Annotated in this window: 25 protein-coding genes; 1 reads left to right on the top strand and 24 read right to left on the bottom strand. The window is 64.4% G+C overall.

All coding sequences use genetic code 11. The annotated features are described in order from the left end of the window. Positions 1 to 80 precede the first annotated feature (80 nt). The 14 genes from ABQJ48_RS00720 to ndk all read right to left on the bottom strand — a co-directional run bounded on the left by ABQJ48_RS00720 (position 81) and on the right by ndk (position 15,108). A complete protein-coding gene (locus tag ABQJ48_RS00720; protein WP_367835297.1) occupies positions 81 to 1,232 on the bottom strand; it encodes an ATP phosphoribosyltransferase regulatory subunit in 1,152 nt (383 codons plus the stop codon). A 161-nt stretch (positions 1,233 to 1,393) separates the two neighbouring features. After that, positions 1,394 to 1,585 carry a DUF2065 domain-containing protein gene (locus tag ABQJ48_RS00715; RefSeq protein WP_367835295.1) on the bottom strand — a complete coding sequence of 64 codons (192 nt, stop codon included), beginning with the start codon at positions 1,583 to 1,585 and terminating at the stop codon, positions 1,394 to 1,396. Positions 1,586 to 1,629: 44 nt separating this feature from the next. Further along, positions 1,630 to 2,532: a protease modulator HflC gene (gene hflC, locus ABQJ48_RS00710; protein WP_367835293.1), complete on the bottom strand. Its 903-nt coding sequence runs from the start codon at positions 2,530 to 2,532 to the stop codon at positions 1,630 to 1,632. Positions 2,533 to 2,544: 12 nt separating this feature from the next. Further along, the gene (gene hflK / locus ABQJ48_RS00705; protein ID WP_367835291.1) at positions 2,545 to 3,918 is read right to left on the bottom strand and encodes an FtsH protease activity modulator HflK; all 1,374 of its coding nucleotides are present in this window, start codon (positions 3,916 to 3,918) and stop codon (positions 2,545 to 2,547) included. 49 nt (positions 3,919 to 3,967) lie between these two features. Further along, positions 3,968 to 5,155 (bottom strand): GTPase HflX, encoded by a 1,188-nt coding sequence (gene hflX / locus ABQJ48_RS00700; protein WP_367835290.1) that lies wholly within the window; start codon positions 5,153 to 5,155, stop codon positions 3,968 to 3,970. A 57-nt stretch (positions 5,156 to 5,212) separates the two neighbouring features. Then, the gene (gene hfq, locus ABQJ48_RS00695) at positions 5,213 to 5,449 is read right to left on the bottom strand and encodes an RNA chaperone Hfq (RefSeq protein ID WP_006051315.1); all 237 of its coding nucleotides are present in this window, start codon (positions 5,447 to 5,449) and stop codon (positions 5,213 to 5,215) included. 141 nt (positions 5,450 to 5,590) lie between these two features. Beyond that, complete coding sequence (gene der, locus ABQJ48_RS00690; protein WP_367835287.1) at positions 5,591 to 6,928, bottom strand: ribosome biogenesis GTPase Der; 1,338 nt, start codon at positions 6,926 to 6,928, stop codon at positions 5,591 to 5,593. A gap of 437 nt (positions 6,929 to 7,365) precedes the next feature. Then, positions 7,366 to 8,511 carry an outer membrane protein assembly factor BamB gene (gene bamB, locus ABQJ48_RS00685; protein ID WP_367835285.1) on the bottom strand — a complete coding sequence of 382 codons (1,146 nt, stop codon included), beginning with the start codon at positions 8,509 to 8,511 and terminating at the stop codon, positions 7,366 to 7,368. 75 nt (positions 8,512 to 8,586) lie between these two features. Then, positions 8,587 to 9,216, bottom strand: a complete 630-nt coding sequence (locus ABQJ48_RS00680) for a YfgM family protein (RefSeq protein ID WP_367835284.1) — start codon at positions 9,214 to 9,216, stop codon at positions 8,587 to 8,589. Positions 9,217 to 9,282: 66 nt separating this feature from the next. Then, positions 9,283 to 10,623, bottom strand: a complete 1,341-nt coding sequence (gene hisS / locus ABQJ48_RS00675) for a histidine--tRNA ligase (RefSeq protein WP_367835282.1) — start codon at positions 10,621 to 10,623, stop codon at positions 9,283 to 9,285. Next, positions 10,620 to 11,957 (bottom strand): flavodoxin-dependent (E)-4-hydroxy-3-methylbut-2-enyl-diphosphate synthase, encoded by a 1,338-nt coding sequence (gene ispG / locus ABQJ48_RS00670; protein WP_367835281.1) that lies wholly within the window; start codon positions 11,955 to 11,957, stop codon positions 10,620 to 10,622. The genes hisS and ispG overlap by 4 nt, the downstream gene beginning before the upstream one ends. An 85-nt stretch (positions 11,958 to 12,042) precedes the next feature. Continuing rightward, entirely contained in the window at positions 12,043 to 13,146 is a 1,104-nt protein-coding gene (locus tag ABQJ48_RS00665; RefSeq protein ID WP_367835280.1) for a helix-turn-helix domain-containing protein, read from the bottom strand. A gap of 215 nt (positions 13,147 to 13,361) precedes the next feature. Continuing rightward, complete coding sequence (gene rlmN / locus ABQJ48_RS00660) at positions 13,362 to 14,513, bottom strand: dual-specificity RNA methyltransferase RlmN (protein WP_367835279.1); 1,152 nt, start codon at positions 14,511 to 14,513, stop codon at positions 13,362 to 13,364. Between the two features lie 169 nt (positions 14,514 to 14,682). Continuing rightward, positions 14,683 to 15,108 (bottom strand): nucleoside-diphosphate kinase, encoded by a 426-nt coding sequence (gene ndk / locus ABQJ48_RS00655; RefSeq protein ID WP_367835278.1) that lies wholly within the window; start codon positions 15,106 to 15,108, stop codon positions 14,683 to 14,685. Positions 15,109 to 15,395: 287 nt separating this feature from the next. Here ndk and ABQJ48_RS00650 point away from each other — a divergent pair, with 287 nt between their 5' ends. Next, positions 15,396 to 16,094: a Bax inhibitor-1/YccA family protein gene (locus ABQJ48_RS00650; RefSeq protein WP_367835277.1), complete on the top strand. Its 699-nt coding sequence runs from the start codon at positions 15,396 to 15,398 to the stop codon at positions 16,092 to 16,094. 139 nt (positions 16,095 to 16,233) lie between these two features. Here ABQJ48_RS00650 and ABQJ48_RS00645 read toward each other — a convergent pair whose 3' ends face one another. The 10 genes from ABQJ48_RS00645 to ABQJ48_RS00600 form a co-directional block, all read right to left on the bottom strand. Then, complete coding sequence (locus ABQJ48_RS00645) at positions 16,234 to 17,007, bottom strand: MBL fold metallo-hydrolase (RefSeq protein ID WP_367835276.1); 774 nt, start codon at positions 17,005 to 17,007, stop codon at positions 16,234 to 16,236. 7 nt (positions 17,008 to 17,014) lie between these two features. After that, positions 17,015 to 18,154 (bottom strand): outer membrane protein assembly factor BamC, encoded by a 1,140-nt coding sequence (gene bamC / locus ABQJ48_RS00640; protein WP_367835275.1) that lies wholly within the window; start codon positions 18,152 to 18,154, stop codon positions 17,015 to 17,017. Between the two features lie 128 nt (positions 18,155 to 18,282). After that, complete coding sequence (gene dapA, locus ABQJ48_RS00635) at positions 18,283 to 19,218, bottom strand: 4-hydroxy-tetrahydrodipicolinate synthase (RefSeq protein WP_367835274.1); 936 nt, start codon at positions 19,216 to 19,218, stop codon at positions 18,283 to 18,285. Positions 19,219 to 19,260: 42 nt separating this feature from the next. Beyond that, positions 19,261 to 19,857, bottom strand: a complete 597-nt coding sequence (locus ABQJ48_RS00630; protein ID WP_367835273.1) for a class I SAM-dependent methyltransferase — start codon at positions 19,855 to 19,857, stop codon at positions 19,261 to 19,263. A 16-nt stretch (positions 19,858 to 19,873) separates the two neighbouring features. After that, positions 19,874 to 21,076, bottom strand: a complete 1,203-nt coding sequence (locus ABQJ48_RS00625; RefSeq protein WP_367835272.1) for a tryptophan--tRNA ligase — start codon at positions 21,074 to 21,076, stop codon at positions 19,874 to 19,876. Between the two features lie 6 nt (positions 21,077 to 21,082). Continuing rightward, positions 21,083 to 21,745, bottom strand: coding sequence for a site-2 protease family protein (locus tag ABQJ48_RS00620; RefSeq protein WP_367835271.1), 663 nt, complete (start codon positions 21,743 to 21,745; stop codon positions 21,083 to 21,085). A 47-nt stretch (positions 21,746 to 21,792) separates the two neighbouring features. Next, on the bottom strand, positions 21,793 to 22,428 hold the full coding sequence (locus ABQJ48_RS00615) for an L-threonylcarbamoyladenylate synthase (RefSeq protein WP_367835270.1): 636 nt from the start codon (positions 22,426 to 22,428) through the stop codon (positions 21,793 to 21,795). Positions 22,429 to 22,591: 163 nt separating this feature from the next. Next, positions 22,592 to 23,446 (bottom strand): 3',5'-nucleoside bisphosphate phosphatase, encoded by an 855-nt coding sequence (locus ABQJ48_RS00610; protein ID WP_473094084.1) that lies wholly within the window; start codon positions 23,444 to 23,446, stop codon positions 22,592 to 22,594. An 88-nt stretch (positions 23,447 to 23,534) separates the two neighbouring features. Continuing rightward, a complete protein-coding gene (locus ABQJ48_RS00605) occupies positions 23,535 to 24,419 on the bottom strand; it encodes an alpha/beta fold hydrolase (protein WP_367835267.1) in 885 nt (294 codons plus the stop codon). Positions 24,420 to 24,499: 80 nt separating this feature from the next. Further along, entirely contained in the window at positions 24,500 to 25,435 is a 936-nt protein-coding gene (locus ABQJ48_RS00600) for a ferritin-like domain-containing protein (protein ID WP_367835266.1), read from the bottom strand. Positions 25,436 to 25,594 lie beyond the last annotated feature (159 nt).

Raw genomic sequence — 25,594 nt, 5'->3', positions numbered from 1 at the left:
GCGGCGCATTCTCTGCCGTTCGCGCGGCGCTGAGGAGAGTGCTCACGCAACATGAACCGAACGCTTACTAGCTCACTAGTTCACTGGCGCTGCTCGACGACCCATGCGCCGTTGCGCTCGACCAACACGCGGTCGAATGCGAATTCGTCCAGATCGTGCTCGTGGCCGGGCAGCGCCTGGATCACCACTTCGCCGGCATCGCGCAATGCGGCGACGCTCACGCGCAGCGCGTCGTCGTGTTGCCACGGCGCGAGAATCGCGCTGCTGCGCGCTTCGACCGGCGAGATGCGCGCCACCTCGCGCAGATCGAGCGAAAAGCCGGTTGCCGCGCGAGCCCGACCATAGGCCTGGCCGACGTGGTCGTAACGGCCACCGCGCGCCACCGCATTGGGCACGCCGTCCACATACGCGGAGAACATCACGCCGCTGTGGTATGCGTAGCCACGCAAATCGGCGAGGTCGATCATCACCTCGGCGCCGTCCACCTGGCTCGCGAGAAACGCGAGATCGTCCAACGCACGGGCGATAGCCGGCGCGTTCGGCAGGCGCGCGCGCGCTTCGTCCAGCACCGACGCGCCGCCGTACAGCGTGGGCAGCGCGCGCAGTGCGTCGCGGATGACCGGCGTGAGCGCCGCCGTCAGTTCCACGAGGCGCGGCACGTCCTTGCCCGCCAGCGCGTCGTAGAGCGACTGGCCGAATTCGGCTGCGGCCGGCTCGGCTTCGATCAATGCCGCAAGCACGCCCGCGTGGCACAGATCGAGGCGCACTTTGGCGAGGCCCGCCAGACGCAGCGCGTCGAGCATCAGTTGCTGGATTTCCAGGTCCGCTTCGAGGCCCGCGTGACCGTAGATTTCCGCGCCGATCTGGATCTGCTCGCGGGTGGCGTGCAAACCGCGCGGCCGCGTGTGAGCGACGTTGCCGGCGTAGCAAAGACGCGTCACGCCCTGACGGTTCAGCAAGTGGGCGTCGATCCGCGCGACCTGGGGCGTGATGTCGGCGCGCAGACCGAGCGTGCGCCCGGACAGCTGATCCACGAGCTTGAAGGTGCGCAGATTCAGATCGTGACCGCCGCCGGTCAGCAGCGACTCGATGTACTCAAGCAGCGGTGGCATGACCATCTCGTAGCCGTACGACCGGAAGCGGTCTAGCAGATGACGCCGCAACTCTTCGATCTTGCGGGCTTCCGACGGCAGCACGTCGGCAATATTCTCGGGGAGCAACCAGGTCGACATCGGTACAGTCCTACGGCGTTGAACACGGCGGCTGAAGACGCCGATAAGTGAGTATGTGAATGACGGGCGGCGGCTCGATTCTTGGCGACCACGCCAGGCACCGCCCGCGCGCCGCGCCCTCGCCGACACGCCGGCAGCGCGAGCGCGTCACGAGCGCCCGCTCAGGTCACGACAAACAGCAGGACCAATCCGAGCACCATCACGATCAGTCCGCCGACGCGAATCTGATGCGGCGGCCGTTCCGCTATCTTACGGAACGTGTCGCGCCAGGCGCTCGGAAAAACGAAGGGAAACATCCCCTCGATAATCAGCATCAGTGCGATCGCGAGCAGTAAAGAGCCGGCTATGTCCATGCGAATCAAGGGGCCGCGATGCGGATGCCGCGGCGTTCCGGTTATCAGTGTTTGCGCGGGGCCGCGGAAGCGTCCGGGGCAACGCCGCCGGTTGCGCTACGCATGAAGCGGAAAAATTCGTTGTTCGAGTCGACGACGACCAGATCGCCCGGCTTGAAGGTCTTCCGATAAGCCTGCATGCTTTGATAAAACTGGTAGAACTCCGGGTCTTTGCCGAATGCTTCGGCGGCGATTTCCGCGGCCTTCGCGTCGCCCTCGCCCCGAATGGTCTGCGCCTGCGCGTTGCCGTCCGCGAGCACTGCCTGCTGCTGCGTTGCGGCGTCCGCCTTGATCCGGGCAACCTCGGCGGCACCCTTCGCGCGCTCGTCGGCCGCGACCTGCTCGCGAGCGGCGATCATCCGCTTGAGAACCGAATCGGCCGTCGCCGCCGGAAAGTCGACGCGCGTCAGCTGCACATCGACCACCGACACGCCGAGTGACGCCGCGCTCTTGTCCATCGCGCCGCGCGCCTGTTCGGCGATGGTTTGCTGCTTGGCGAGCGCATCGGACAGCGCGAACTGACCGAACGCATCGCCGAGTGCGCTGCGTGACAGCAGCGCGAGCCGGTCGGGCAGGCTCTGGATGTCGCCCTTCGTTTCAGCGAGCAACTTCAGCGGATCGGTGACGCGGAACTTGACGACCGGGTTGACCAGCAGATCGGTTTTATCCGATGTGGCGAAGCGGTCCTCGTCGGGTGCGTCGAGCGACTGAATGCGGTTGTCGACCAGCGTGAGCGTTTGCAACGGCGGCGGCAATTTGACGTGCAACCCGGGGCCGAGCAAGGCGGGCGGCGTATCGCCGCGCGAGGACAGCACGGCCATGTGCCGCTGGTCGACGACGAACACCATCGACGAAGCTGCGAACAGCACGACGACGATGGCCACCACGAGCGCAATGATCTTGTTCATGTTGTGCGCTCCTTATTGAACGTCGTCTTCGCGCATGCGATTGCGGAAGGCGTCGCGTGAACGCAGCGAAGCGCCGCTCGCCGGCTGGCTGGCGGGCGTCTCTGTCGCGGCGGGCGCGGAAGTGGCCGACCCGGCCGACCCGGCCGCAGCGGCGGACGCCGCCGCCGCCGGCGCGCTTGCGCCAGCGTTAGCGGCACCCGGTGCAGCGGCAGCGGCCTCGGCGAGTCGCTGGCGATTCTGTTCGACCAGCTTGTCGAGCGGCAGATAAAGCACGTTGTTGCCGTTCTTGCTGTCCACGAAAACCTTGGTCGTATTCGAGTAGATCTGCTGCATGGTTTCCATGTACATGCGCGTGCGAATCACCGCAGGCGCTTTTGCGTACTGCGCGTAGACCTGCTTGAAGCGGTCGGCTTCGGCTTGCGCCTGGGCGACGGTTTTCTCGCTGTAGGTTTTCGCGTCTTCGACCTGCCGCGCCACATCGGCTTGGGCACGCGGCAGCAACTCCGCCACATACGCCTCGGCGTCGCGTTTCGCGCGCTCGTTTTCGTGCCGCACCTTGGCCGCGTCGTCGAATGCGGGCTGCGCCTGATCGGGTACCTGTACGCTCTGGATCGTCACGCCGGTCACGGCAAGGCCGGACTCGTATTGATCGAGGGATTGCTGGATCGCCGCGATCAACTGCTGACGCATTGTTTCGCGATCCTGATCAAGGACCTCGCTCAGGCTGCGCGCGCCGACGATGCCGCGCACCGCCGCCTGCGCAGCATGCATCACGCTCTGATCGGGATCGGTGCTGCGAAACAGATAGTCGGTCGGCTTGCGCACCTGGTACTGCACCGCGAAGCGCACGTCGACAATGTCGCCGTCGTGCGTGAGCATCGAAGCGTCCTTCACATTCGCGAGACGTACGACGTTGCTGCGGCCGATCTCCACCTGGCGGATCTGCCCGACATTGACGAATTCATGGGCTTCGAACGGATACGGCAAACGCCAGTGCACGCCCTGGCCGGCGGTGTAGCGATACTTGCCGAACTGCATGACGACCGCGGCCTGCCCATCCTGCACGACGAACACGCCGCTGCCGAGATAGATGGCGATCAGCACGCCGATCACGATGCCCACGCCAATGCGCGCGCCACGTCCGTTGTCGGGTCGGCCGCCCCCTGCACCGCCGCCCTTGCGTCCGAAGATCCGGCTCAGGCGGCGGTTGAAATCCCGCCACATTTCGTCAAGATCGGGCGGACCTTCACTTTCCTTGACTGGACGCTTCGGCTCGTTCGGCCGCGGTCGCTCGCCATTGCCGTCGCCCCGGCCCCAACGCGGATCGTTCAGTGAAAGCAAGGCGCGCATGCGCAGCCAGATACTCCGCTCGTTGTAATCGTTCACCTGTGTTCGTTCACCAGAGTAGACAGCGGGTCAGTGCAATTGGAACGGGTCAGTGCCCGAGTTCTGGAACCTTGCGGTCCTCGCGCGGTGCTGCGGACCGGTCTTCTCCCGGCCGATCGACGAACGTCTCGGCAAGAGGTTCGGCAGTAGCGATTTCAGCGATGGCAGTGCGCAGCGCATCCAGCCCCTGACCAGTGCGCGCGCTCAAAAAGACGCGCGAAATATTACCATACTCATCACGCTCGACCGCCTCGCCACGGGCCGCCAACTCGGGTACCGCGTCGATCTTGTTGAACACCAGCACCTGGCGAATCGTGTCCGCGCCGATTGCATGCAGTACCTCGTTCACCTGGTCGATCTGATCGAGGCGCACGGCGCTGGATGCATCGACCACGTGCAGCAGCAAATCGGCGTGAATGGTTTCCTCGAGCGTGGCGCGAAACGCGGCCACGAGCTGGTGAGGCAACTCGCGGATGAAGCCGACGGTGTCGGACACCACCACCTGCCCCGCTTCGTCACCGAGGTACACGCGCCGCGAGGTCGTGTCGAGCGTGGCGAACAGTTGATCGGCGGCATACGCCTGGGCCTTGGTGAGCGCATTGAACAGCGTGGACTTGCCCGCGTTCGTATAGCCGACCAGCGACACCGACATGGTCTGATTGCGGCTGCGCGCGCGGCGCTGCGTGCCATGCTGGCGGCGCAATTTTTCGAGGCGCGTCTTGAGCGCCTTGATGCGCTCGCCGATCAGACGGCGGTCGGTTTCGAGCTGCGTTTCACCGGGACCGCGCAAGCCGATACCGCCTTTCTGGCGCTCGAGGTGAGTCCACGCGCGAATCAGCCGGGTAGACAGATACTGCAGCTGCGCGAGCTCCACCTGCAACTTGCCTTCGTGGCTGCGGGCGCGTTGCGCGAAGATATCGAGAATGAGACTGGTGCGATCGACCACGCGCCGATTAAGCGCTTGCTCCAGATTGCGCTGCTGCGCCGGCGCCAGAGCGTGATTGAAAATGACGAGTTCGATGTCGTTGGCCTCACACGCAAGACGCAATTCTTCAGCCTTGCCGCTGCCGACGAACATCTTCGCATCGGGGCTGGACCGGCGTCCGGTGAGGGTGACTAAGGGATTCGCGCCCGCGCTTTGCGCGAGCAGGCTGAGTTCTTCGAGACTGGCTTCGAAATCGATCTTACCGAAGTCGATGCCGACAAGCGCTGCATTGATCAAATTGGAGGATGTCAAAATGAGGCGGCCGGAAGGGAATCGCCAACGGGCGACGCTACGCCGGCCGCGACAGGGTTAGGACTGTTCGGAATCCGGGTGGAAATTCACCGGGCGGGCTGGCACGACAGTGGAGATTGCGTGCTTGTAGACCATCTGGGTGACCGTATTCCTGAGCAACACGACGTACTGGTCGAACGATTCGATGTTCCCTTGAAGCTTGATGCCGTTGACCAGGTAGATCGACACCGGCACATGCTCTTTACGCAGTGCGTTCAAAAACGGGTCTTGTAACAATTGCCCTTTGTTGCTCATAGCAAACTCCGTATTTTTTTGCAGGTTGACTGAATTGACGACGGAGAAAAAGAGATCCGCCGCCAACCGCTACACTATAGCCGATTTTCGTTTCTGCGCGAGGGCCCGGGCGGTACGCCAAAGCCAGCATGCACGCGGGTTTCAGCCTTTGTCCGCGTAAGGGTTCGTCGACGATCTGAACTCTATTCGCAATGGAGTCCCGGTGAGCTTGAAAGTTTCCCGGAAGCGGTTTTCCAGGTAGCGCTTATATGTTTCGGTGATCGCATCGAGCGCGTTGCCGTGAATCACGATAATCGGCGGATTCTGTCCGCCCTGGTGCGCGTAACGCAACTTCGGACGCACCGGACCACGTCGGCGCGGCTGCTGGAATTCGACTGCATCGATCAGCGCGCGCGTGAGCTTCGGCGTGGGCAGCTTCGCCATCGCAGCGCTGTAGGCGTCGTCGACCGAACGCATCAACGGACCAATTCCGGTTTTTTCCGCAGCGGAAATGAAATGGAATTTGGCGAAGTCGAGGAATTTTAGTTTGCGCTCGAGGTCCGCTTTGGTGCGCTCGCGCACATGCGGATCGAGACCGTCCCATTTGTTCACGCCCACCACCAGCGCGCGCCCCTGCTCCACGACGAAGCCGGCGATATGCGCGTCCTGTTCGGAGATGTCCTGGCGCGCATCGAGCAGCAGGATCACGACGTTCGCATCCGAAATGGACTGCAGCGTCTTCACCACCGAGAATTTTTCGATCGCTTCGAACACTTTGCCGCGGCGGCGCAGACCGGCCGTATCGATCAGCGTGTACGGCTTGCCCTGACGCTCGAAGTCGACGTAGATCGAATCGCGCGTGGTGCCCGGCATGTCGAACGCGATCACGCGCTCTTCACCGACCAGCGCATTGATCAGCGTCGACTTGCCGACATTCGGGCGGCCGACGATCGCGATCTTCACACCGCGCGCCTGTTTCTCGTCGTCGCTTTCTTCCGGCTGACCGGCATAGGCAACGTCTAGCGCCTCGTTGATCATTTCAGTGACGCCGTCGCCATGCGCGGCCGAAATCGCGCGCGGGTCGCCGAGACCCAGCTCGTAGAAGTCGGCGGCGACGGTGCTGTACTTCATCCCCTCCGCCTTGTTGACGACGAGGAAAATCGGCCGGCCGACCTTGCGCAAGTAGTCGGCGATCGACTTGTCCTGCGGCGCGAGACCATTGCGGCCGTCGACGATGAACACGACGATGTCGGACTCCTCGACCGCCTGGCGGGTTTGACGCGCCATCTCGTGCAAAATGCCGTCTTTCGCGACCGGCTCGAACCCGCCGGTATCGACGACGAGATAGGGCCGGTCGCCGGTGCGGCCTTCGCCATAGTGGCGGTCCCGCGTGAGACCGGGCAGGTCGGCAACCAGCGCATCGCGCGAGCGCGTGAGACGGTTGAAAAGCGTGGATTTCCCCACATTGGGGCGCCCGACGAGGGCAATAACGGGTTTCATCAGATGTTGTTCACAGTGAAACGCGGGATCGAAGTCGATCTCCGCGTAGCGCCGCCATGCGGCCGCTACACGGCAGCGTTTGACAAAAATTATCACGAATTCGGCCGGCCCCGGTTGCGCTGTCGATCTGCGCGTCCGGGCGGACGGGATTTGGCTGGAGGGCGGCGCGAGCGGGCCGCCAGATTCAGTCTTGCTTGTTCGACCGCTCGCACGCCCGTTCCAGGACGATGGTCTGCGATCCCGCCGAAGGTGGCGCCGCAAGCAGCCACCGATGCACGCGTGGGCCACGTGTGCCGTTTTCCGATCCGACTGCCGGACCAGCCAGTCCGGCGATGCTGCGAGTGTCCTGCGATACGACCCAGGCTCAAAACAAGTCCAACAAAAACGCGCGCGGCCGGCGATGCCGGCCCGCGCGTTCGACTCAGCGGCGTGCGCGATCAGCGCGGACGATAGCCGTACAGGCCGCCGTCGCGCGTTTGCACGACCAGTGTATCGCCCGCGAGCACCGGCGCCGCGGTAATTGCGCTCCCGTCGGTCTTTACGCGAGCGACCAGCGAACCGTCGGCAGTCGACAGGAAGTGCACATAGCCCTGATAGTCGCCGAACACCGCGGCACGGCCGAGCAGGACCGGCACGCTAAGATCGCGGTTCTTTAGCTGGTCGTTTTTCCACAGTCGCGCACCGGTGTTCACGTCGAACGCCGACACGACCGACCAGTCGTCCGCCGCCACCACCGCGCGGTCGTCCTGCGCGAGACCGGTCGTGCTCGAGAACGCGGCTTCCCACAGCGCACGGCCAGAGTTGGCGTCGAAACAGCCAATCTGGCCCTGGAACGTTACCGCGCAGGTTTGCGAGCCGACCAGAATAGGCGGACCGGTTACGTCGTTGATGCGCTCCACTTCCGTCACGCCTTTGGGATAGGACACCGGCGTTTGCCAGTAGGCGTCGCCCGTTTGCAGGTTGATTGCCGCGAACGAGCCGCCCGGGAAGCCCGCCAGCACCGCGGCGTCGCCCGCGAACGTCATGCCCGACGACACCCGCAGATTCAGCGGGACCGCGCGGTTGTGGTAGTTCCACTTCTGCTCGCCCGTTTGCGCGTTGAAGGCGACGATCTGGCCGTCGACCGTGCGCACCACCACGAGGCCGTTGCCGACCAGCGGCGGCGTCACGATTTCGCCGGGCGCCTTGGCGGTCCACAACTGCTTGCCGTCCGCGCCGAGCACGTAGACATCGCCTTTCAGCCCGCCGACCGCCGTCAGCGTGCCGTCGCTGCCAACACCCGCCGACAGGTCGTCGGGCAGCTTGACGCGCCAGACGTCCTTACCGGTTTGCGCGTCGATCTTCGCAACCGAGCCGTTGTTGCCGGCCGCGAACACCGCATTGCCCACCGCGACCGGCGAGAACAGGTAGCGGCCCGCCTTGCCCACGCTCGCCGTCCACGCCTGCTGCACGTCGAGCACGGGTTTGAACTCGGTGAGCGGCGTCGGCACGCGGCGCTCGTCTTTCGTGGATGAGCAAGCCGCCATGGTGAGGACGGTCATCGCACAGATAACGGGCACGGCGTAACGTTTCAGCAGATTCATCGGTGGACGGGCATTCAGGAATTGATTGAAAGGAAACCGGTTGGTCGTTGCATGCAGCACGCGGCACGGCGGCGATCAGCCGCCGAGCGCGTCGAGCTTGAACTGGATCAACTGGCGTGCCGAGCTGTCGCTTTTCGACAGCGAGTCGAGCGCGAGCTTGTAGGCCGTGCGGGCATCGTCGCGCTTGCCCTGAGCCGCGAGCAGGTCGCCGCGGCGGTCCGCCACGATGCCCTTGAACGCGTCGGATTGCGGCTCGGCAAGCAAGGCGAGGCCCTGATCGTAGGCCTTGTCGTCGAGCAGCAGCGAAGCCATGCGCAGCTTGGCGATCTGCTTGAACTCGTCGTCCTTCGCGTGGTCGATGGTCCACTGCAACTGGGCCTTCGCGGCGGCTTCGTCGCCCGCGGCGTAGAGCGCCCTCGCGGCGCCGAGCGCGCTCATCTGCGCGTACGCCGTGCGGCTGAACTTGTCTTCCATGTCGGTGGCCGCGCGCGTGATCCTGGCCTTGTCGCCCGATGCCACCGCTTGCTGCACCTGGTCGTACAGCACGGCGGCTTGCGCCGCCTCGCGCCGCTGCCAGAAATTCCAGCCGTTCCAGCCGGTGGCTGCCACCAATACCACTAGCACGATCCACGTGGTTGCATTACCCCATTGCGCCCACCATGCCTTCAGACTTTCAACCGATTCTTGTTCGTCGTGGTAACTCATTGCCCGGCGATTTCCTCTTTCTTGATACGTGTGCGTGTCGAGCCAACCGGCTCGACGACATCGCGATCAGTCGTCGCCGTCTTCGGCGGTTGCAACCATCGCATTGATTAGAAATTCGGTCAAGTCTTCAACGGGCACGTTATGTTGCTCGCTTTTACCGCCGTCAGCATGGGTATCGCGCAGCGGCTTCACGCCGACCGTGCCGTTGGCAATCTCGTCTTCGCCGAGCACGACGGCAAAGGCTGCGCCACTCGCGTCTGCGCGCTTCATCTGCGATTTGAAGCTGGCCGTCTGACCGTCGGCGCTGCAATGCAGGATCACGTCGAGGCCGGTGTCGCGCAGACGCTCGGCGATGATGAAAGCCTGCTCGCGCGCCGCATCGCCCTGATGGACCACGTACACGTCGCAGCCTTCGGCGTCAGGCACGAGTCCCTCTTCTTTCAGCAATTCGAGAATCCGCTCGACGCCCATTGCCCAGCCACATGCTGCCGTCGCCTTGCCGCCGAGCTGCTCGATCAGCGGATCGTAACGGCCGCCAGCCGCGACCGTGCCCTGTGCGCCGAGCTTGTCGGTCACCCACTCGAATACGGTGAGGTTGTAGTAGTCGAGACCGCGCACGAGACGCGGGTTGATCGTGAACGGAATGTTGTTCGCTTTCAGAATGCGCTGCAAACCTTCGAAGTGCGCGCGCGATGCGTCGCCGAGAAAATCGATCAGCTTCGGCGCGTTCTGCGCGACTTCCTGCAGTGCTGGATTCTTCGAATCCAGCACGCGCAGCGGGTTCGTATACAGACGGCGCTTCGCGTCTTCGTCGAGCACGTCCATGTGCTGTTCGAGGTATGCGATCAGTTCGACGCGATGCGCCGCGCGCTCCTCAGCGAGACCGAGCGAATTGATCTCGAGCTTGATGCCGAGCAGGCCGAGATCGTCCCACAGGCGCTGGCACATCATGATGATTTCAGCGTCGGCGTCCGGGCCCGTGAAGCCGAGCGCTTCCACGCCGACCTGATGGAACTGGCGATAACGGCCGCGCTGCGGACGCTCGTGGCGGAACATCGGCCCGATATACCACAGGCGCTTCGGGCCGTCATACAGCAAGTTGTGCTCGATCGCCGCACGCACGACCGCCGCCGTGTTCTCCGGGCGCATGGTGAGGTTTTCACCGTTCAGCGCGTCGGTGAAGCTGTACATCTCTTTCTCGACAATGTCGGTCACTTCACCGATGCCGCGCTTGAACAGCTGCGTATGCTCGACGATCGGCGTACGGATATTCTGGTATCCGTACGAACGCAGCATCGACTTGACGGTGGTTTCGAAAAATTCCCAGAGCCCGGCTTCCTGCGGGAGGATGTCGTTCATCCCCTTCACGCCGGAGAGCTTTTCGAGCTTTTTCTTCTGTTCAGTCATCTGTCTTCGGTAGCCGGTGTTGAATTGAGTGCTTCAGCGCCATAGCGGCGCTCGACGTAGTCACTCACGATTTGCTGGAATTCTTGCGCGATATGCTCGCCGCGCAGCGTCCTGACCTTCTCGCCATCGATAAAGACCGGCGCGGCCGGGTTCTCGCCGGAGCCCGGCAAGCTGATACCGATATTGGCCTGTTTCGACTCGCCCGGCCCGTTGACGATGCAGCCCATCACCGCGACGTGCATCTTCTCGACGCCGGGGTACTGGTCGCGCCACACCGGCATCTGCGTGCGCAGATAGGTCTGGATTTGCGATGCCAGTTCCTGAAACAGCGTGCTCGTGGTACGGCCGCAGCCGGGGCACGCGATCACCATCGGCGTGAACGAGCGCAGACCCATGGTCTGCAGGATTTCCTGGCCGACGATGACTTCGCCCGTGCGCGGGCCGCCCGGCTCCGGGGTTAGCGAGATGCGGATCGTGTCGCCGATGCCCTGCTGCAGCAGCACCGCCAACGCCGCGGTCGACGCGACTATACCCTTGGAGCCCATGCCCGCCTCGGTCAAGCCGAGATGCAGCGCGAATTCACAACGGCGCGCGAGTTCGCGGTACACGGCGATCAGATCCTGCACGCCGCTGACCTTGCACGACAGAATGATCTTGTTGCGCGCGAGGCCGAGTTCGACCGCCCGTTCCGCGGAACCGATCGCCGACTGGATCAGCGCTTCGTACATCACGCTTTGCGCTTCCCACGGCGTCGCACGCGCGGCGTTTTCATCCATCATCTTCGCGAGCAGGTCCTGGTCGAGACTGCCCCAGTTGACGCCGATTCGCACCGGCTTGTCGTACTTCACGGCCGCTTCGATCATCTGCGCGAACTGCGTGTCGCGTTTTGCGCCGTGACCGACGTTGCCCGGATTGATCCGGTACTTCGACAGCGACTCGGCGCACGCGGGATAATCGCGCAGCAGCAAGTGGCCGTTGTAGTGGAAATCGCCGACGAGCGGCACCGACACGCCCATTCGGTCGAGCTGCTCGCGCACGGCCGGCACGGCCGCCGCCGCTTCCGGCGTGTTGACCGTGATGCGCACCAGTTCCGAGCCGGCTTGCGCCAGTTCCTTGATCTGGATCGCGGTGCCGATTGCGTCCGCCGTGTCCGTGTTGGTCATCGACTGCACGCGCACCGGCGCATCGCCGCCGATCGTGACGAGCTGCCCCCCCCAACGGACATCGACCGCGTGCGACCGGCGCCGCGCAGCGTGGCCGCCGAACACCGGCTCGGTAGAAACGATCTTGCTACTGGATTGGGATTGAGCTTCGGATTGCATCGGAAAACCCATTTACGTCGCCCGCGCCACATTGAAATGTCGCGCCTGAATTGAAAAAGCGCCGCCGACCGGTTGGCCGCGACGCATACCGTATCTGTCAGGGCAACGCGAACCGCGCCACATTGCCCTTGGCTGCCGAATATTTCGCCGGATCGACCGGCTGGCCGTCGAGCGTCAGCGACTCGAGACCGGCCTTGTTGCCGACCGTAATCCTGAACGGCGGTTCACCTGTAACCTCCTTGCTGTCGCCTGCGTGCACGAGGCCGGAAAACACTTCCTTGCCGTCTTTGCCGCGCACGCTGAACCAGCTGTCTTGCGTCACGCGCAGCGCGACGATCGCCTCACCCGCGGCGGGCGCAGCCGTTGTGACCGAGGACCCCGCGACCGCAGCGGCCGGCGAGCTCGCGGCCGGCGCTGCAACCTGCGCCTGGGAGCCGACCTTGGGAGCCGCCGCCATCGCCGTGACGCCCGACGCGGACGACGGCGCGGTGCCGGTCGCGAGCGGCGCGGGCATCGGCGTAGCCGACGCTGCGTTTTCTGCGACGCCCGCCACTTGCGGCGCCGACGCGACGTCTTCCGCCGTCGCGCCTGCCGATGCTGCCTGCGCGACCGCGCCCGATGCGCCGTTCACGCCACCGGCGGCACCGTTCGCGCTCGCCTTCAAACGCGCCAGCCACGCAGTCGAATCGCCGCCATTCGTATGCCACATGGCAAGCGCGATCACCGCGACGACCACCGCCGCAATCCCCCACAGCCACGAGCGGCTTTTCTGCCCGCTTCCGCCGAGTGTCAACGACACGCGGCCGCGCGGCAGGTCCTTGCCCGAGGACGCGGGCATCGACAGGTCCGGAGCCGGCACACCCTTCTCGCGGCGCAACGCCTGCGTGAATGGCGCCGGATCGGCGTCGAGCATCTTCGCGTAGCTGCGCACCACGCCGAGCGCGAAGGTCGTGTCGGGCAGATGGCTGATGTCGCCCGCTTCGAGCGCGCGCAGCTTGACCACGGATACTTTGAGACGGGCCGACACGTCTTCGATCGACCAGCCCTTCGATTCACGCAATTGGGTCAAACGCGCGCCGACCGCCGCCAACGAATCCAGGCCCTGCTGCATGACAGGCTGCACTACCGCCCGAGCGAGCGGCGCCGGATGGCTTTCGTTCCTGTCTGTCTCGTGCGGCTGCGGGTGCTGCGGCTCACTCATCCCAAATCCTTTCGCGTCGATTCTTTTTCACTGGTGCATCCCGGCGGGCCAAAGCATCGCCCCGGAATCGCAGACCGTTTATAACAAAATGCGCGGCCTCGTGTGCCGCTTCCGATCGCTTCTGCAAACTTTCTTTTCAATCGACCGCACCATGAGGCCCCGGGACGCGCTCGCCGAACTGTTTAGCGAACGCCGACGCCTGCTAAGCCGCTCGACTACACGGCGCGAACTTCGATAACCCTGGCCGCCTTCCCGGTGCGCTCCGCGAGGCGCGTGCGGTCCTGCACCGCACCGGCCAGCTGACCGCAGGCAGCGTCGATGTCATCGCCGCGTGTTTTGCGCACCGTGGTGACGACGCTTGCGTCCATCAACACTTGTGCAAACCGCTTGATCTGTTCCGGCTTCGAGCGCACGAGGCCCGATTCAGGGAACGGATTGAATGGAATCAGATTGAATTTGCATGGCACGTCGCGTGTGAGCGCGAGCAGCTCGCGCGCTTGCGCTTCGCTGTCGTTCACGCCGTCGAGCATGCAATATTCGAACGTAATGAAATCGCGCGGAGCGACCTTCAGATAACGCTGACAGGCCGCCATCAGTTCGCGCAACGGATACTTCTTGTTCAGCGGCACCAGCATGTCGCGCAAGGGATCGGTGGGCGCATGCAAGGAAACCGCGAGCGCTACGGGCAGATCCGCGCCGAGCCGGTCCATCATCGGCACGACACCCGAGGTGGACAGTGTGACGCGCCGGCGCGACAAGCCGTACGCGTTGTCGTCGAGCATCAGGCGCATGGCCGGGACCACCGCGTCGTAATTGAGCAGCGGCTCGCCCATACCCATCATCACGACGTTCGTGACCACCCGCGCGCCCTTGCCGTCGCCGCCATTCGCACGGCCGCCGGCAACTCCGCGCGACGCGCGCAGCGCGAACTCGGCCATGCGCAACTGCCCGATGATCTCGCCGGTAGTCAGATTGCGGGAAAAACCCTGTTTGCCGGTGGAACAGAAACGGCAGTTGACCGCACACCCCGCCTGCGACGATACGCACAGCGTGCCGCGCGTTTCTTCAGGGATGTACACGGTTTCGACCGCGTTGCCGTTGCCGACGTCGATCAGCCACTTGCGTGTGCCGTCGGTCGAAATGTGGTCGCTGACGATGCCGGGCATGGTGATCGCGGCGCGGCCCTTGAGCTTTTCGCGCAAGGACTTCGCCAGATCGGTCATGCCATCGAAGTCGGCAGCGTTGTATTGGTGAATCCAACGCTGCAGTTGCCTGGCGCGAAACGGCTTCTCGCCCAGGCTGTCGCAGTAGGCGACGAGCCCTTGGGCGTCGAGGTCGAGAAGGTTGACGGTGGAATTGCTCGTCATATCGAATCCTGCCATTTCAGTGCGAGACCAGGTTCTGCAGCAACCTGCATGAACCCCATGCCGTTCGCGCCTATTCCTGCTGCTTTTACCTTACTACTTTGCCGGGCGATTCGTGCGACAAATAGACTGGCGGCTCGAACCGCGCGCGGCAAAAACGCGCCCGAGGCGATTAGCGCGAATAGACGTTCACTTGCGGGAAGAAAAACGCGATCTCGACCGCTGCCGTTTCCGCGGCATCCGAACCGTGCACTGCGTTGGCGTCGATGCTGTCGGCGAAGTCGGCGCGGATCGTGCCTTTTTCCGCTTTCTTCGGATCGGTGGCGCCCATCAGGTCGCGGTGCTTCAAAATGGCGTTTTCGCCTTCGAGCGCCTGCACGACCACCGGACCGGAGATCATGAAGTCGACCAGGTCCTTGAAGAACGGACGTGCTGCGTGCACGGCGTAGAACTTCTCCGCATCGGCGCGCGAGAGCTGAACCATGCGCGATGCCACGATCTTCAAGCCAGCGTTTTCGAAACGGGTATAGATCTGACCGATCACGTTCTTGGCCACTGCGTCCGGCTTGATAATGGACAGGGTGCGTTCGATCGCCATAAAAACTCCAAAAAATTAAGAGGTTACAGATTCAAATGAATCCGCTATTGTAGCATGTTCCCGTGTATGATTGCGATGGAACCCTTACAACGCTGAAAGCATTCCGGCAAGAGCGGCGAAATACTGGTAGCGTAGGCCGTGTGGATGTTTTCGAGCTATTGAAACTCTGGGCTTCCGCGCTAATCTTAGGGATGAACGCTTTGCGCCCGGCTACAATCCCTGCGGCAGGCGCTGCACGACCCGCGGTACCACCATCACGAAACACGCTTCCGAGGTAAGGAGAGACCATGAACGAACATCCGTATAGCTTTGGCCGCAACGGCGCTGTCAGCACCGCCGAAACGCGCAACCGCGTGCTACGGAACACCTACTGGCTGCTGGCGCTGTCCATGATTCCGACCGTGCTCGGCGCGTGGGTGGGTCTCGCCACCGGCTTCTCGCTGTTCGCCGCCACCAGCCCGGCGATGAGCATGCTGGCGTTCCTCGCGATCGCCTTCGGTTTCATGTTCGCGATCCAGAAAACCAAAGACAGCTCGGTCGGCGTGTTCGTGCTGCTGGGCTTCACGTTCTTCATGGGCCTGATGCTGTCGCGCATCCTCGGCTTCGTGCTGGGTTTTTCGAACGGGCCGTCGCTCATCATGCTGGCCTTCGGTGGCACCGGTGTGATCTTCACGGCAATGGCGACCATCGCCACGGTCAGCAAGCGCGACTTCTCCGGTCTCGGCAAGTGGCTGTTCATGGGCGTGATCGTGCTGCTGCTGGCTTCGGTCGCGAACGTGTTCCTGCAACTGTCGGCGCTGATGCTGACGGTCTCGGTAATGGCCATCGTGATTTTTTCGGCCTACATGCTGTTCGACGTGCAGCGCGTGGTGAACGGTGGCGAGACGAACTACATTACGGCCACGCTCGCGATCTACCTGGATCTGTATAACGTGTTCGTCAACCTGCTGGCGTTGCTTGGCATCTTCGGCGGCAATCGCAACTAAGCCTGACTCGGCGCGCGCGTTCCCGAACGAACGCGCGGCCACCAAAAAGAAAGCCCATAACGAGCAATCGTTATGGGCTTTTCTCATGGGTGTCCCGGGGCGGCTAGCGCCAGCTAGCGCATTTGCGCTCAGACAAGCCTCACATGCTCAGCCACGCGAACCCGTCATCCTGCGAAGCGACCACGACTTCAGTCGGCGCTGCGCCCAGCACACCGGCCATTGCTGCCTGCGCCAGCTCGGGCAGATTGTTCTGCTGACTCAAATGCGCAGCAATCAGATGACGCAGCCGCGAGCGGTCGAGCGATGCAAGGATCTGCGCCGCCGCGTCGTTGTTCAAGTGCCCATGATCGCCGCCGATCCGCGCCTTCAGGGACTGTGGGTAACGGCTGCCCGCGAGCATCCGCAGATCGTGATTACATTCGAGCACCAGCGCGTCGCAGCCGCTCAACACCGCACTGATATGCGGAGTGAAGGTGCCGACATCGGTCAGTACGCCGAGCCGGCTCGCGCCATTCGAGAACACGTATTGAAGCGGCTCGCGCGCGTCGTGAGGCACCGTATATGGAAGGACGCTGAGGTCGCCGATCGTCACGGCTTCGTCGCCCCACAGCACCTGCAGGTCGACATCGGCTTCGTCGGCACCCACCGCTTGAGCGGTGCCCCAACTCATGTACAGCGGAATCGACCACTTGCGCGCTAGCGTCAGCGCGCTGCCTATGTGATCGCTATGCTCATGGGTGATCAGAATCGCGTCGAGAGCTTCGACGCTCGCACCGATGCGCGTCAAACGCCGCTCGACTTCCCGCGCCGAAAAGCCGCAGTCGAGCAGCACGCGCGTGGTGGTCGCGCCGCTGTGCGCTTCCACCAGCAGCGCATTGCCTTCACTACCGCTGCCAAGACTCGCGAATCGCACGGCCCGTCTAGTTCAGTTGCGCATGCAGCAGCTTCACGATGCGCTGTGCGTCAGTCGACGTGTCGATCTGTCCGTTCGCGTCGAGCACCGCCACCTGCGTCACCGTGTCGCCCTTCGAGCGCACGTTGACCAGAAATTCCTGACCCGGCTTCTTCGGCGAATTGCCGCTGTAGAACAGCTTGCCGAACAGGCCTTCGCGCTTGAGTTCCTGCATCGAGTCCGCGTAACGCACGTAGTAGATGCCCTTCGCACGATCGCGGTTGTCGACCGTGAAGTTGGTGCGGTCGAGCGCGAGGCCCACGCGCAGCCACGCGCGGTCGAACGATTCCTGCAGATCCAGCGTGGACGCGCCTTCGTTCAGGGCGATCGTGGCCGGCGCGGTGGTCGGGCGCGCGTCGGTCAGCAGTTGCTTCGATTGCGCTTCGGTCAGGCCGAACTTCTCCATCAGCTTGCTCAGGAACAGCGCTTCGAGCGCGGGATCGCGCGGACGCTCTTCCCAGCGCGACGACGTCTTGTCCTGGCCCGTCATCATTTCTTCCATCGCGCTGTGCGTGATCGAAATGTCGGTGGTGTCGGAGGCTCCACGTGACACCAGAGTGCGGAAGCTGTCGCGCGTACCGGACGAGTAAGCGAAGTCGATTACCTTGCCGACCGTGCGGCGGAACCAGTCGTCCGGAATGTTTGCGCGGTTTTCAGCCCAGTCGGTCGTCATGATGCCGGTAGCCGGCGCGTCCGTTTTCAGCACGAAACCGTTTTCCTGCCAGAACTCCTGCAGTTGCGGCCACAGTTGCTCGGGCGAACGTCCGTCGACCACCAGCCAGCGACGGTCGCCGTCACGCTCGATATGCATGCCAAGCGGGTCTTGCGCAGTCGGCTGGCCTTCTGTCGCATTGCCGGCAGCCGTGACGGCGCGCGTGGGTGCGCCGCCCAGAGCCAGATTCGCGGGCGGTGCGACGTAGCGCTGGTCGGTCGGCGTTGCGCTCAGGTCGTTCGGAACGGCCAGCGGCGGCGCGGTTGCCGCGCCCTTGTAGTTGACGCGGTCGGAAGCGAACCAGTCGTTCAGCGTGTCACAGCCGGCGAGCGTCGTCAGGGCAAGCGCCAGCGCCGCCATGCGGGTTGCGTGGAGGGAAAGTGCGGAACGTTTCATGAGGTCCTTCGTGATGCTGGAACGCGGTGCCTGGTTCTGTGTGCCGGGAACGTGGGCTGGATCGACGTCGGTTAAGGGAATGCCGGTGGCAGTCTTTCGTTGGGCTGCGCGAGCCGCGGTCGACCCGCTTAGCCCAGCAGGCCCGCTTCGCGCAGCGCGCCGCGCACCGCTTCGTGGTACTGCGGGTCGAGCGGCGTGAGCGGCAGGCGAATTCCGCCCTGCACACGACCCAGCTGCTGCAACGCCCATTTGGCCGGAATCGGATTCGATTCGATGAACAGGTTCTTATGCAGCGACAGGAGTTTCAGATGGATTTCACGCGCGCTCTTCGCGTCGGCCGCAAGCGCGGCCCGGCACAGCTCGCTCATTGCGCGCGGTGCGACGTTGGCCGTGACCGAGATATTGCCGTGGCCGCCCAGCAGCATCAGCGCGATGGCGGTCGGATCGTCGCCGCTGTAAATGCCGAAGTGCGCGGGCGCGGACTTGATCAGGTGCGCGGCGCGGTCGATGTTGCCGGTCGCCTCCTTCACACCGACGATGCCCGGAACCTGCGCGCAGCGCAGGATGGTCTCGTTGCTCATGTCCGCGACGGTGCGGCCCGGCACGTTGTACAGGATCACGGGCAGATCGACGGTTTCGGCGATCTTCGCGAAGTGGCGGTAGATGCCTTCCTGAGTCGGCTTGTTGTAGTACGGCACGACCTGCAGCGTTGCGTCCGCGCCGACGTCTTTCGCCCGTTGCGTGAGTTCGATCGCCTCTGTGGTGGAGTTGCCGCCCGAGCCCGCGATCACCGGAATCCGGCCCGCTGTGTGCTCGACCGCGGTCTTGACCATCAGCACGTGCTCTTCGACCGATAGCGTGGCCGACTCGCCGCTCGTGCCGACCACGACCAGGCCATTCGTGCCTTCCGCGATGTGCCAGTCGATCAGTTTGCGAAACGCCGGCAGATCGAGGCTGCCGTCTTCCAGCATCGGGGTGATGATGGCAGGAATGCTGCCGCGGATCTGAACGCCGCCGGTGCTGGGGTTGCCGCTGGGGTTGCCGCTCTGCTTGCCGTTAGTCATGAAACGCCATGAATTGATCAGGTAAACCGCGATTGTAGCGGATTAGCCAGCCAACTCGTAACACGGCGGGGGTGCCGCCTGCGTCGGGTCGTCTGGGCGCTTTGCCTCGCGAATTGCGCAGATGCGCTGGACGTAGGCCGGGCGCGGCCGCGCGAGAAAACCGTCCTGAAACGCGACCACCCGGAGCTGGCCGCGCACCCTGTCGAGAAGCTCGCCGGGCGCGAGTAGAAACGCCGGATTGGAGGGTTTGCCGACGCTTTCGTTTCCTTGCGCGAAGGTCTCGTAAACCAGTACGCCGCCGGGTGCGAGCGCGTGCAAGAGATTCGCGAAGAGCGGCCGGTGCAAATAGTTCGTCACGATCACGGCGGCGAATCTGGCATCGGCGGGCAGCGGCCACGAGGCGGTTTCCAGGTCGGCCGCTAGCCGGGTGACGAGCGGCTCGTCGCGCAGCATGCCGAGTGCGGCCGCATCGCGGTCGATGGCGGTCACCGGGTGCCCCCGCGCCGCGAAGAACCGCGCATGCCGCCCGGCTCCCGACGCGACGTCGAGCACGGCGCCACCCGCGGCGACCAGATGCGCCCAATCGCGCACCCAGGGCGACGGCTCACCCGATCCATGGACGGCCGCGGACGTGTTCATTGCTAGTGACCGCGGCTCAGTTGTACGACAGGCCCATGGCCTCGCGGACGTCGCGCATGGTTTCCGTGGCGAACCTGCGGGCCTTGTCGCAGCCGTCCGCGACGATTGCACGCAGCAGAGACGGATCGTCCATGTACTTCTGCGCGCGCTCGAGCATCGGTTGCTGCTCGCGCAAAATGCCTTCGATCACCGGCTGCTTGCAGTCGAGGCAGCCAATGCCCGCGCTGCGGCAGCCCTTTTGCACCCAATCGTGCGTCGCTTCATCCGTATAGACCTGGTGCAGTTGCCAGACCGGGCACTTGTCCGGATCGCCCGGATCGGTGCGGCGCACGCGGGCCGGATCGGTCGGCATGGTGCGCACTTTCTTCGTGATGGTTTGCGCGTCTTCACGCAGGCCGATCGTGTTGCCGTACGACTTCGACATCTTCTGGCCATCCAGGCCCGGCATCCGCGATGCTTCGGTCAGCATGGCCTGCGGCTCGACGAGAATGATCTTGCGGGAGCCTTCGAGGTAGCCGAACAGGCGCTCGCGATCGCTCATCGACAGGCTCTGCGACTCCTGCAACATCGCGCGCGCCTGCTCCAGCGCTTCGTCGTCGCCGTCCTGCTGATACGCGTTGCGCAGCTCGTGATAAAGCTTGGAACGCTTGCCGCCGAGTTTCCGCGCGGCTTCGTTGGCCTTCTGTTCGAAGCCCGGCTCACGGCCGTACAGGTAGTTGAACCGGCGCGCGATTTCACGCGTCATTTCGACGTGCGGCACCTGGTCCTCACCGACCGGCACCAGCGAGCCGCGATACAGCAGAATGTCGGCCGCCATCAGCACCGGATAGCCGAGGAAGCCGTACGTGGACAGGTCCTTGTCCTTGAGCTTTTCCTGTTGCTCCTTGTAGGTCGGCACGCGTTCGAGCCAGCCGAGCGGCGTGCTCATACCGAGCAGCAGCGCCATCTCCGCATGCTCGGGCACCTTGCTCTGAATGAACAGCGTAGCCTGCGACGGGTCGATGCCGGCGGCGAGCCAGTCGGTCAGCACGTCCCAGACGTTCTTTTCGATCACTTCGGGCGTTTCGTAGTGCGTCGTCAGCGCATGCCAGTCGACCACGCAGAAGAAGCACGGGTATTCGGACTGCAGCCGCACCCAGTTTTTCAGCACGCCGTGATAGTGGCCGAGGTGCAGCGACCCGGTGGGCCGCATGCCGGAGAAGATACGGTCTGGGAACATGGTTATTTAGAGAAGCGAAACAAGTGGAGTCAGAACCGCGGTAATCGCACTGTAGCCGAGCGTGACGAGCGGATTGAGCCAGTAGCGCGTCAGCGTGCCAGTCATGACCAGTGCCATGACGATGAAAAAACCGTACGGTTCGAGGCGCGCCAGCCCGATCGACTGGCGCGGCGGCAACAGCGCCATCAACACGCGGCCGCCGTCCAGCGGCGGCAACGGAAACAGGTTCAGCACGCCGAGCACGAGATTCACGCCGACGCCCGCGCCCGCCATGCGCGTGAAAAACGGTTCGTCGACGTTCATCACCGCCAACCCGACGCCGACGAGGCCCCAGATCAGCGCCTGCACGAAATTGCACGCGGGGCCCGCCGCCGCGACCCACAGGCTGCCCCAGCGCGGATTGCGCAGGTTGCCGAAAGCGACCGGCACGGGCTTCGCATATCCGAACATGAACGCGCCGCTCGTCGCGAAGTACAGCAGCAAGGGAATCGCGATGGTGCCGAGCGGATCGATGTGCCGCATCGGATTGATCGACACGCGCCCGAGCACGTAAGCCGTGTTGTCGCCGAGCCAGCGCGCGACGTAGCCGTGAGCGGCTTCGTGCAGCGTTATCGCGAAAACGACCGGCAACGCGTATACCGCAATGGTCTGTATCAGGGAAGAATCCATAGCTCGCTATTGTAACAACGCGATTGCGTGCGTCTGTCCGCTTTCACTCATGCCGTCTCTTCGAGGCCGAACGGCGCGAGCGAGCCGCGCCCCGCGCGCACCAGCACCGGCTCTGCGCCCGTCAGGTCGACCACGGTCGAGGGCTCGCACACGCAGGCGCCGCCGTCGATCACCAGATCGAGTTGCTTTTCCAGACGCGAGCGGATTTCTTCGGGGTCGTTCAGCGGCTCGGTTTCGCCCGGCATGATCAGCGTCGAGCCGAGCAGCGGCTCGCCGAGTTCCTCGAGAATCGCCAGGGTAATCGCGTGATCCGGCACGCGCAGTCCGATGGTCTTGCGCGACGGGTGCGACAGGCGTCGCGGCACTTCCTTGGTGGCCTGCAGCACGAAGACGTACGGACCCGGCGTCACCGATTTGATCAACCGGTACTGCCGGTTGTCCACCATCGCGAAGTTCGACAGTTCCGACAGATCGCGCACCAGCAAGGACAGTAACTGCTTTTCGCCGATCCCGCGAATCCGCCGCAGACGCTCGACCGCGTCCTTGTCGTCGAGCTGGCAGGCAAGCGCGTAGCTCGAGTCCGTCGGCAATGCAACCACGCCGCCGTCCTTGATGATCTGCGCGGCCTGTTTGACGAGGCGCGGCTGCGGGTTATCAGGGTGAAGCCGAAAGTATTGGGACATGGCGACTAAGGATGGCGACCGGTGAACAGCGGCTGATGACGACGACTGGGTTGCAGCTGGATTGTCGATGAGCGGCAGCCGGGCGGCCGGACGCAGGCGTGCGCGGCGCGCGGTCGGCTCCCGTTGTGTTCGCGCGCGACGTGCCGCATGGCACAGCGCACGATCACAGCCAGCGTTCCCACACGGGCTTGAGATCGGCAGGCAATGGCGGCAGCGCGCCCAGTTCGATGCGGCCTTCGCCAGGCGCGTGGAAATCGGAACCGCGCGACGCCTCGAAGCCGAACCGGCGGGCGACGTCCGCGTATTCGCGATATTGATCGGGCGTGTGGCTGCCGGTCACCACTTCGATCGCCTTGCCGCCCAGATCGATGAACTCGGCAAACAACGCGTCGAATTCGACCGCCGTGTACGCGTAACGACCCGGATGCGCGATGATCGCCTCGCCGCCGGCGGCCCGGATCCAGTTGACCGCGTCGGCCAGTTTGGCCCAGCGATGCGCGACGTAACCGGGCTTGCCGTCGCCGAGATAGCGGTTGAACACCTCTTGCGTGGAGCTGGCGTAACCCCTCTCGACCATGAAACGGGCGAAATGCGTGCGCGAGATCATGTCCGGGTTAGACACGTATTTGAGCGCGCCGAGGTACGCGCCGGGAATGCCAAGCGCGGCGAGCCGCTCGCCCATCGCTTCGGCGCGCGCCGCCCGGCCGTCGCGGGTACGTGCGAGACCGTCGACCAGAACCGAACTCGCCGGATCGATTCCCAAGCCGACCACGTGCACCGTACGCGAGGCCCATGTCACGGAAATCTCGACACCGCTCAGATAGCGCATGCCGAGTGCCTCGGCGGCGGCGCGCGCTTCCTGCTGGCCGGACACCTCGTCGTGGTCGGTCAACGCCCACAGCGTCACGCCGCCCGCATGCGCGCGGCGCGCGACTTCGGCCGGCGCGAACTGGCCGTCGGAAACGGTGGAGTGGCAGTGGAGATCGGCGTTCATCGTGGTCCGGGAAAAGTTCTGCATCCATTTTACTGCAACGCAGTAAGTGGGCGCAGAGCTATCTCGCCGGCACGCCGATGGCGGCCGATGTTTGCAGCGCTATGCGCCGCGCTCAGGCACAAAAGCCGTCGATCAGCGCGGCCACCTGCTCGGGCTGGTCGTGGTGCACCATGTGCCCCGCTTCGTCGATGATCGCCTCGCGCCAGTCGGCAAACGCCTGGAAGCGCGCCTTGAACTCCTCGAGCGGAATCTCTCCGGCGAGCTGCGCGAGCGTCGGCGAGTTGGCCGCCTCGACGTGCAGCACTGGGGCGCTCACCTTGCGCCATACCGCCATCACCTCGTCGAGTCGATACAGCGTCGGCCCGCGCAGCTTGTGCACCGGATCGGCGAGCAGCATGAAGCGCCCTTCGCCGTCCGGCTTCGACCAGTGCTGCGCGAGAAACGTCGCGCGCGCAGGGTCGAGCCGCGGATTGGTTTTGGTCAGCCGGGCGGCGACGTCGGCGAGCGACGCGTAGCGCTTCAGTTGAGGCGGGTCGCGCAGTTCGTCGAGCCAGTTGCGCAGGCGTTTGGGCGCCTGCGCCGAGTGCGACGGCGCGAGCCCGAATCCCTCCAGGTCGACCACGCGCCGCACGCGCTCCGGCCGTACCCCCGCATACAGGCAGACGATGTTCGCGCCCAGGCTGTGGCCGACCAGGTTTACTTCGCCGGCCGGCGCGTAGTGGTCCAGCAGTGCGTCCAGATCCGCAAGATAGTCCGGGAACCAGTAGTTGCCGCCACCGTGCTCGGCCACCGGCCAGTCCGACAAGCCGAAGCCGCGCAGGTCCGGCGCGATCACCTGCCAGGCGCCGCCCAGCGCATCGACGACGAACTGGAACGAGGCCGCCACGTCCATCCAGCCATGCAGCATGAAAAGCATGGGCGCGTCGGGATTGCCCCAGCGCCGCACGTGCAGACGGACGCCGCGACCTGCGACAAACTCGGATCGGGAAGGATTCATGAACGGCAGGCCCAGAAAAGAATGATCGTTCGATTATAGAGGCAGCCGGCGACGCTTGCGGATCGATGATCGTCAGGCACTCAGTCGAGCGCGGCCGATGGGGCCGATGGGGCCGGCTCTCGCGCGTCCAGACCCGCGAGCGCGGCGAGTTCTGCTTCGTCGAACCCGGCGTCACGGCGCGCCTCGAAGTTGAACGGACCACGCAATTTCGGTGCGTGATACTGATCGGCGAGGCGCGTGTACGTGCGATGCGGATCGAGCCCGCTTGCGTCGCACAGATGCCGGAACCAGCGGTTGCCGATCAGCACATGACCGATTTCATCGCGCAGGATCACATCGAGGATGGCCGCGGAGGCGTGGTCGCCCGCCTGCTGCAGGCGCGCGCGGAGGGGCGGCGACGCGTCGAGGCCGCGTGCCTCGAGCGTGCGCGGCACCAGCGCCATACGCGCCAGCACGTCGCCGCGTGTGCGCTCGCACATATCCCATAGGCCGTCGTGCGCGGCAAAATCGCCGTAGGCGTGGCCGTAGTCCGCGAGGCGCGCGGTCAGCAGCGAAAAGTGATAGGCCTCTTCGGCGGCCACTTTGAGCCAGTCGACGTAGAACGCGGCGGGCATGGCGGCGAAGCGCCACACGGCGTCGAGCGCAAGATTGATCGCGTTGAATTCGATGTGCGCGAGCGCGTGCAGCAACACCGCGCGGCCTTGCGGCGATTGCATGCTGCGTCGACCGAGCTTGCGCGGCTCGACCAGTTCGGGCCGCGCAGGACGGCCTGGCAGGCCGGGCGGCTCATCGAGTTCCAGGCTGGCTGCACAGGTCGCGCGGCCGTCGAGCACGGCAGCGTATAGCGCGCGGGCTGCGACTGCCTTGGCGGCGGGGTCGCTTTCGCGCAATGTGGCCAGCGCGGCGGTTCGCGCGCAAGCCGGCTGCCCGGGCGGGTTCGGGACGGATCGAGCGGTGGCAGCCGTCGAGGCGTGCGAGGCGGTTGACTCTGGCGAGGCGAACGGAGCGGCGGACATCGTGGCAGGCGGATCGGCGACGGGAACGGAACGTAGAGGGACGTAGTGGAACGTGGAGGCACGATGGCGGCGAAGGACGCGATAGCATACGCGGCAAAAGGAGGATCGCGAAGCGCGACGGCTGGCGCGGCGACCCGCCCGCCAGCCCGTACTGCAGGC

This window comes from Paraburkholderia suaedae, assembly GCF_040812055.1.
GTDB lineage: Bacteria > Pseudomonadota > Gammaproteobacteria > Burkholderiales > Burkholderiaceae > Paraburkholderia.
This window is presented reverse-complemented; position numbering and strand designations above follow the sequence as displayed.

Bases quoted from the DNA above. Each gene is read 5' to 3' on its own strand.
- dapA (WP_367835274.1), bottom strand. From the start codon at position 19,218: ATGACTAACGGCAAGCAGAGCGGCAACCCCAGCGGCAACCCCAGCACC.
- ABQJ48_RS00615 (WP_367835270.1), bottom strand. From the start codon at position 22,428: ATGTCCCAATACTTTCGGCTTCACCCTGATAACCCGCAGCCGCGCCTC.
- ABQJ48_RS00720 (WP_367835297.1), bottom strand. From the start codon at position 1,232: ATGTCGACCTGGTTGCTCCCCGAGAATATTGCCGACGTGCTGCCGTCG.
- hflC (WP_367835293.1), bottom strand. From the start codon at position 2,532: ATGAACAAGATCATTGCGCTCGTGGTGGCCATCGTCGTCGTGCTGTTC.
- ispG (WP_367835281.1), bottom strand. From the start codon at position 11,957: ATGGGTTTTCCGATGCAATCCGAAGCTCAATCCCAATCCAGTAGCAAG.
- ABQJ48_RS00715 (WP_367835295.1), bottom strand. From the start codon at position 1,585: ATGGACATAGCCGGCTCTTTACTGCTCGCGATCGCACTGATGCTGATT.
- ndk (WP_367835278.1), bottom strand. From the start codon at position 15,108: ATGGCGATCGAACGCACCCTGTCCATTATCAAGCCGGACGCAGTGGCC.
- hisS (WP_367835282.1), bottom strand. From the start codon at position 10,623: ATGACTGAACAGAAGAAAAAGCTCGAAAAGCTCTCCGGCGTGAAGGGG.
- hfq (WP_006051315.1), bottom strand. From the start codon at position 5,449: ATGAGCAACAAAGGGCAATTGTTACAAGACCCGTTTTTGAACGCACTG.
- ABQJ48_RS00600 (WP_367835266.1), bottom strand. From the start codon at position 25,435: ATGTCCGCCGCTCCGTTCGCCTCGCCAGAGTCAACCGCCTCGCACGCC.
- ABQJ48_RS00680 (WP_367835284.1), bottom strand. From the start codon at position 9,216: ATGAGTTACCACGACGAACAAGAATCGGTTGAAAGTCTGAAGGCATGG.
- ABQJ48_RS00630 (WP_367835273.1), bottom strand. From the start codon at position 19,857: ATGAACACGTCCGCGGCCGTCCATGGATCGGGTGAGCCGTCGCCCTGG.
- ABQJ48_RS00610 (WP_473094084.1), bottom strand. From the start codon at position 23,446: ATGCAGAACTTTTCCCGGACCACGATGAACGCCGATCTCCACTGCCAC.
- ABQJ48_RS00665 (WP_367835280.1), bottom strand. From the start codon at position 13,146: ATGAGTGAGCCGCAGCACCCGCAGCCGCACGAGACAGACAGGAACGAA.
- bamB (WP_367835285.1), bottom strand. From the start codon at position 8,511: ATGAATCTGCTGAAACGTTACGCCGTGCCCGTTATCTGTGCGATGACC.
- rlmN (WP_367835279.1), bottom strand. From the start codon at position 14,513: ATGACGAGCAATTCCACCGTCAACCTTCTCGACCTCGACGCCCAAGGG.
- ABQJ48_RS00620 (WP_367835271.1), bottom strand. From the start codon at position 21,745: ATGGATTCTTCCCTGATACAGACCATTGCGGTATACGCGTTGCCGGTC.
- ABQJ48_RS00650 (WP_367835277.1), top strand. From the start codon at position 15,396: ATGAACGAACATCCGTATAGCTTTGGCCGCAACGGCGCTGTCAGCACC.
- bamC (WP_367835275.1), bottom strand. From the start codon at position 18,154: ATGAAACGTTCCGCACTTTCCCTCCACGCAACCCGCATGGCGGCGCTG.
- ABQJ48_RS00625 (WP_367835272.1), bottom strand. From the start codon at position 21,076: ATGTTCCCAGACCGTATCTTCTCCGGCATGCGGCCCACCGGGTCGCTG.
- ABQJ48_RS00605 (WP_367835267.1), bottom strand. From the start codon at position 24,419: ATGAATCCTTCCCGATCCGAGTTTGTCGCAGGTCGCGGCGTCCGTCTG.
- der (WP_367835287.1), bottom strand. From the start codon at position 6,928: ATGAAACCCGTTATTGCCCTCGTCGGGCGCCCCAATGTGGGGAAATCC.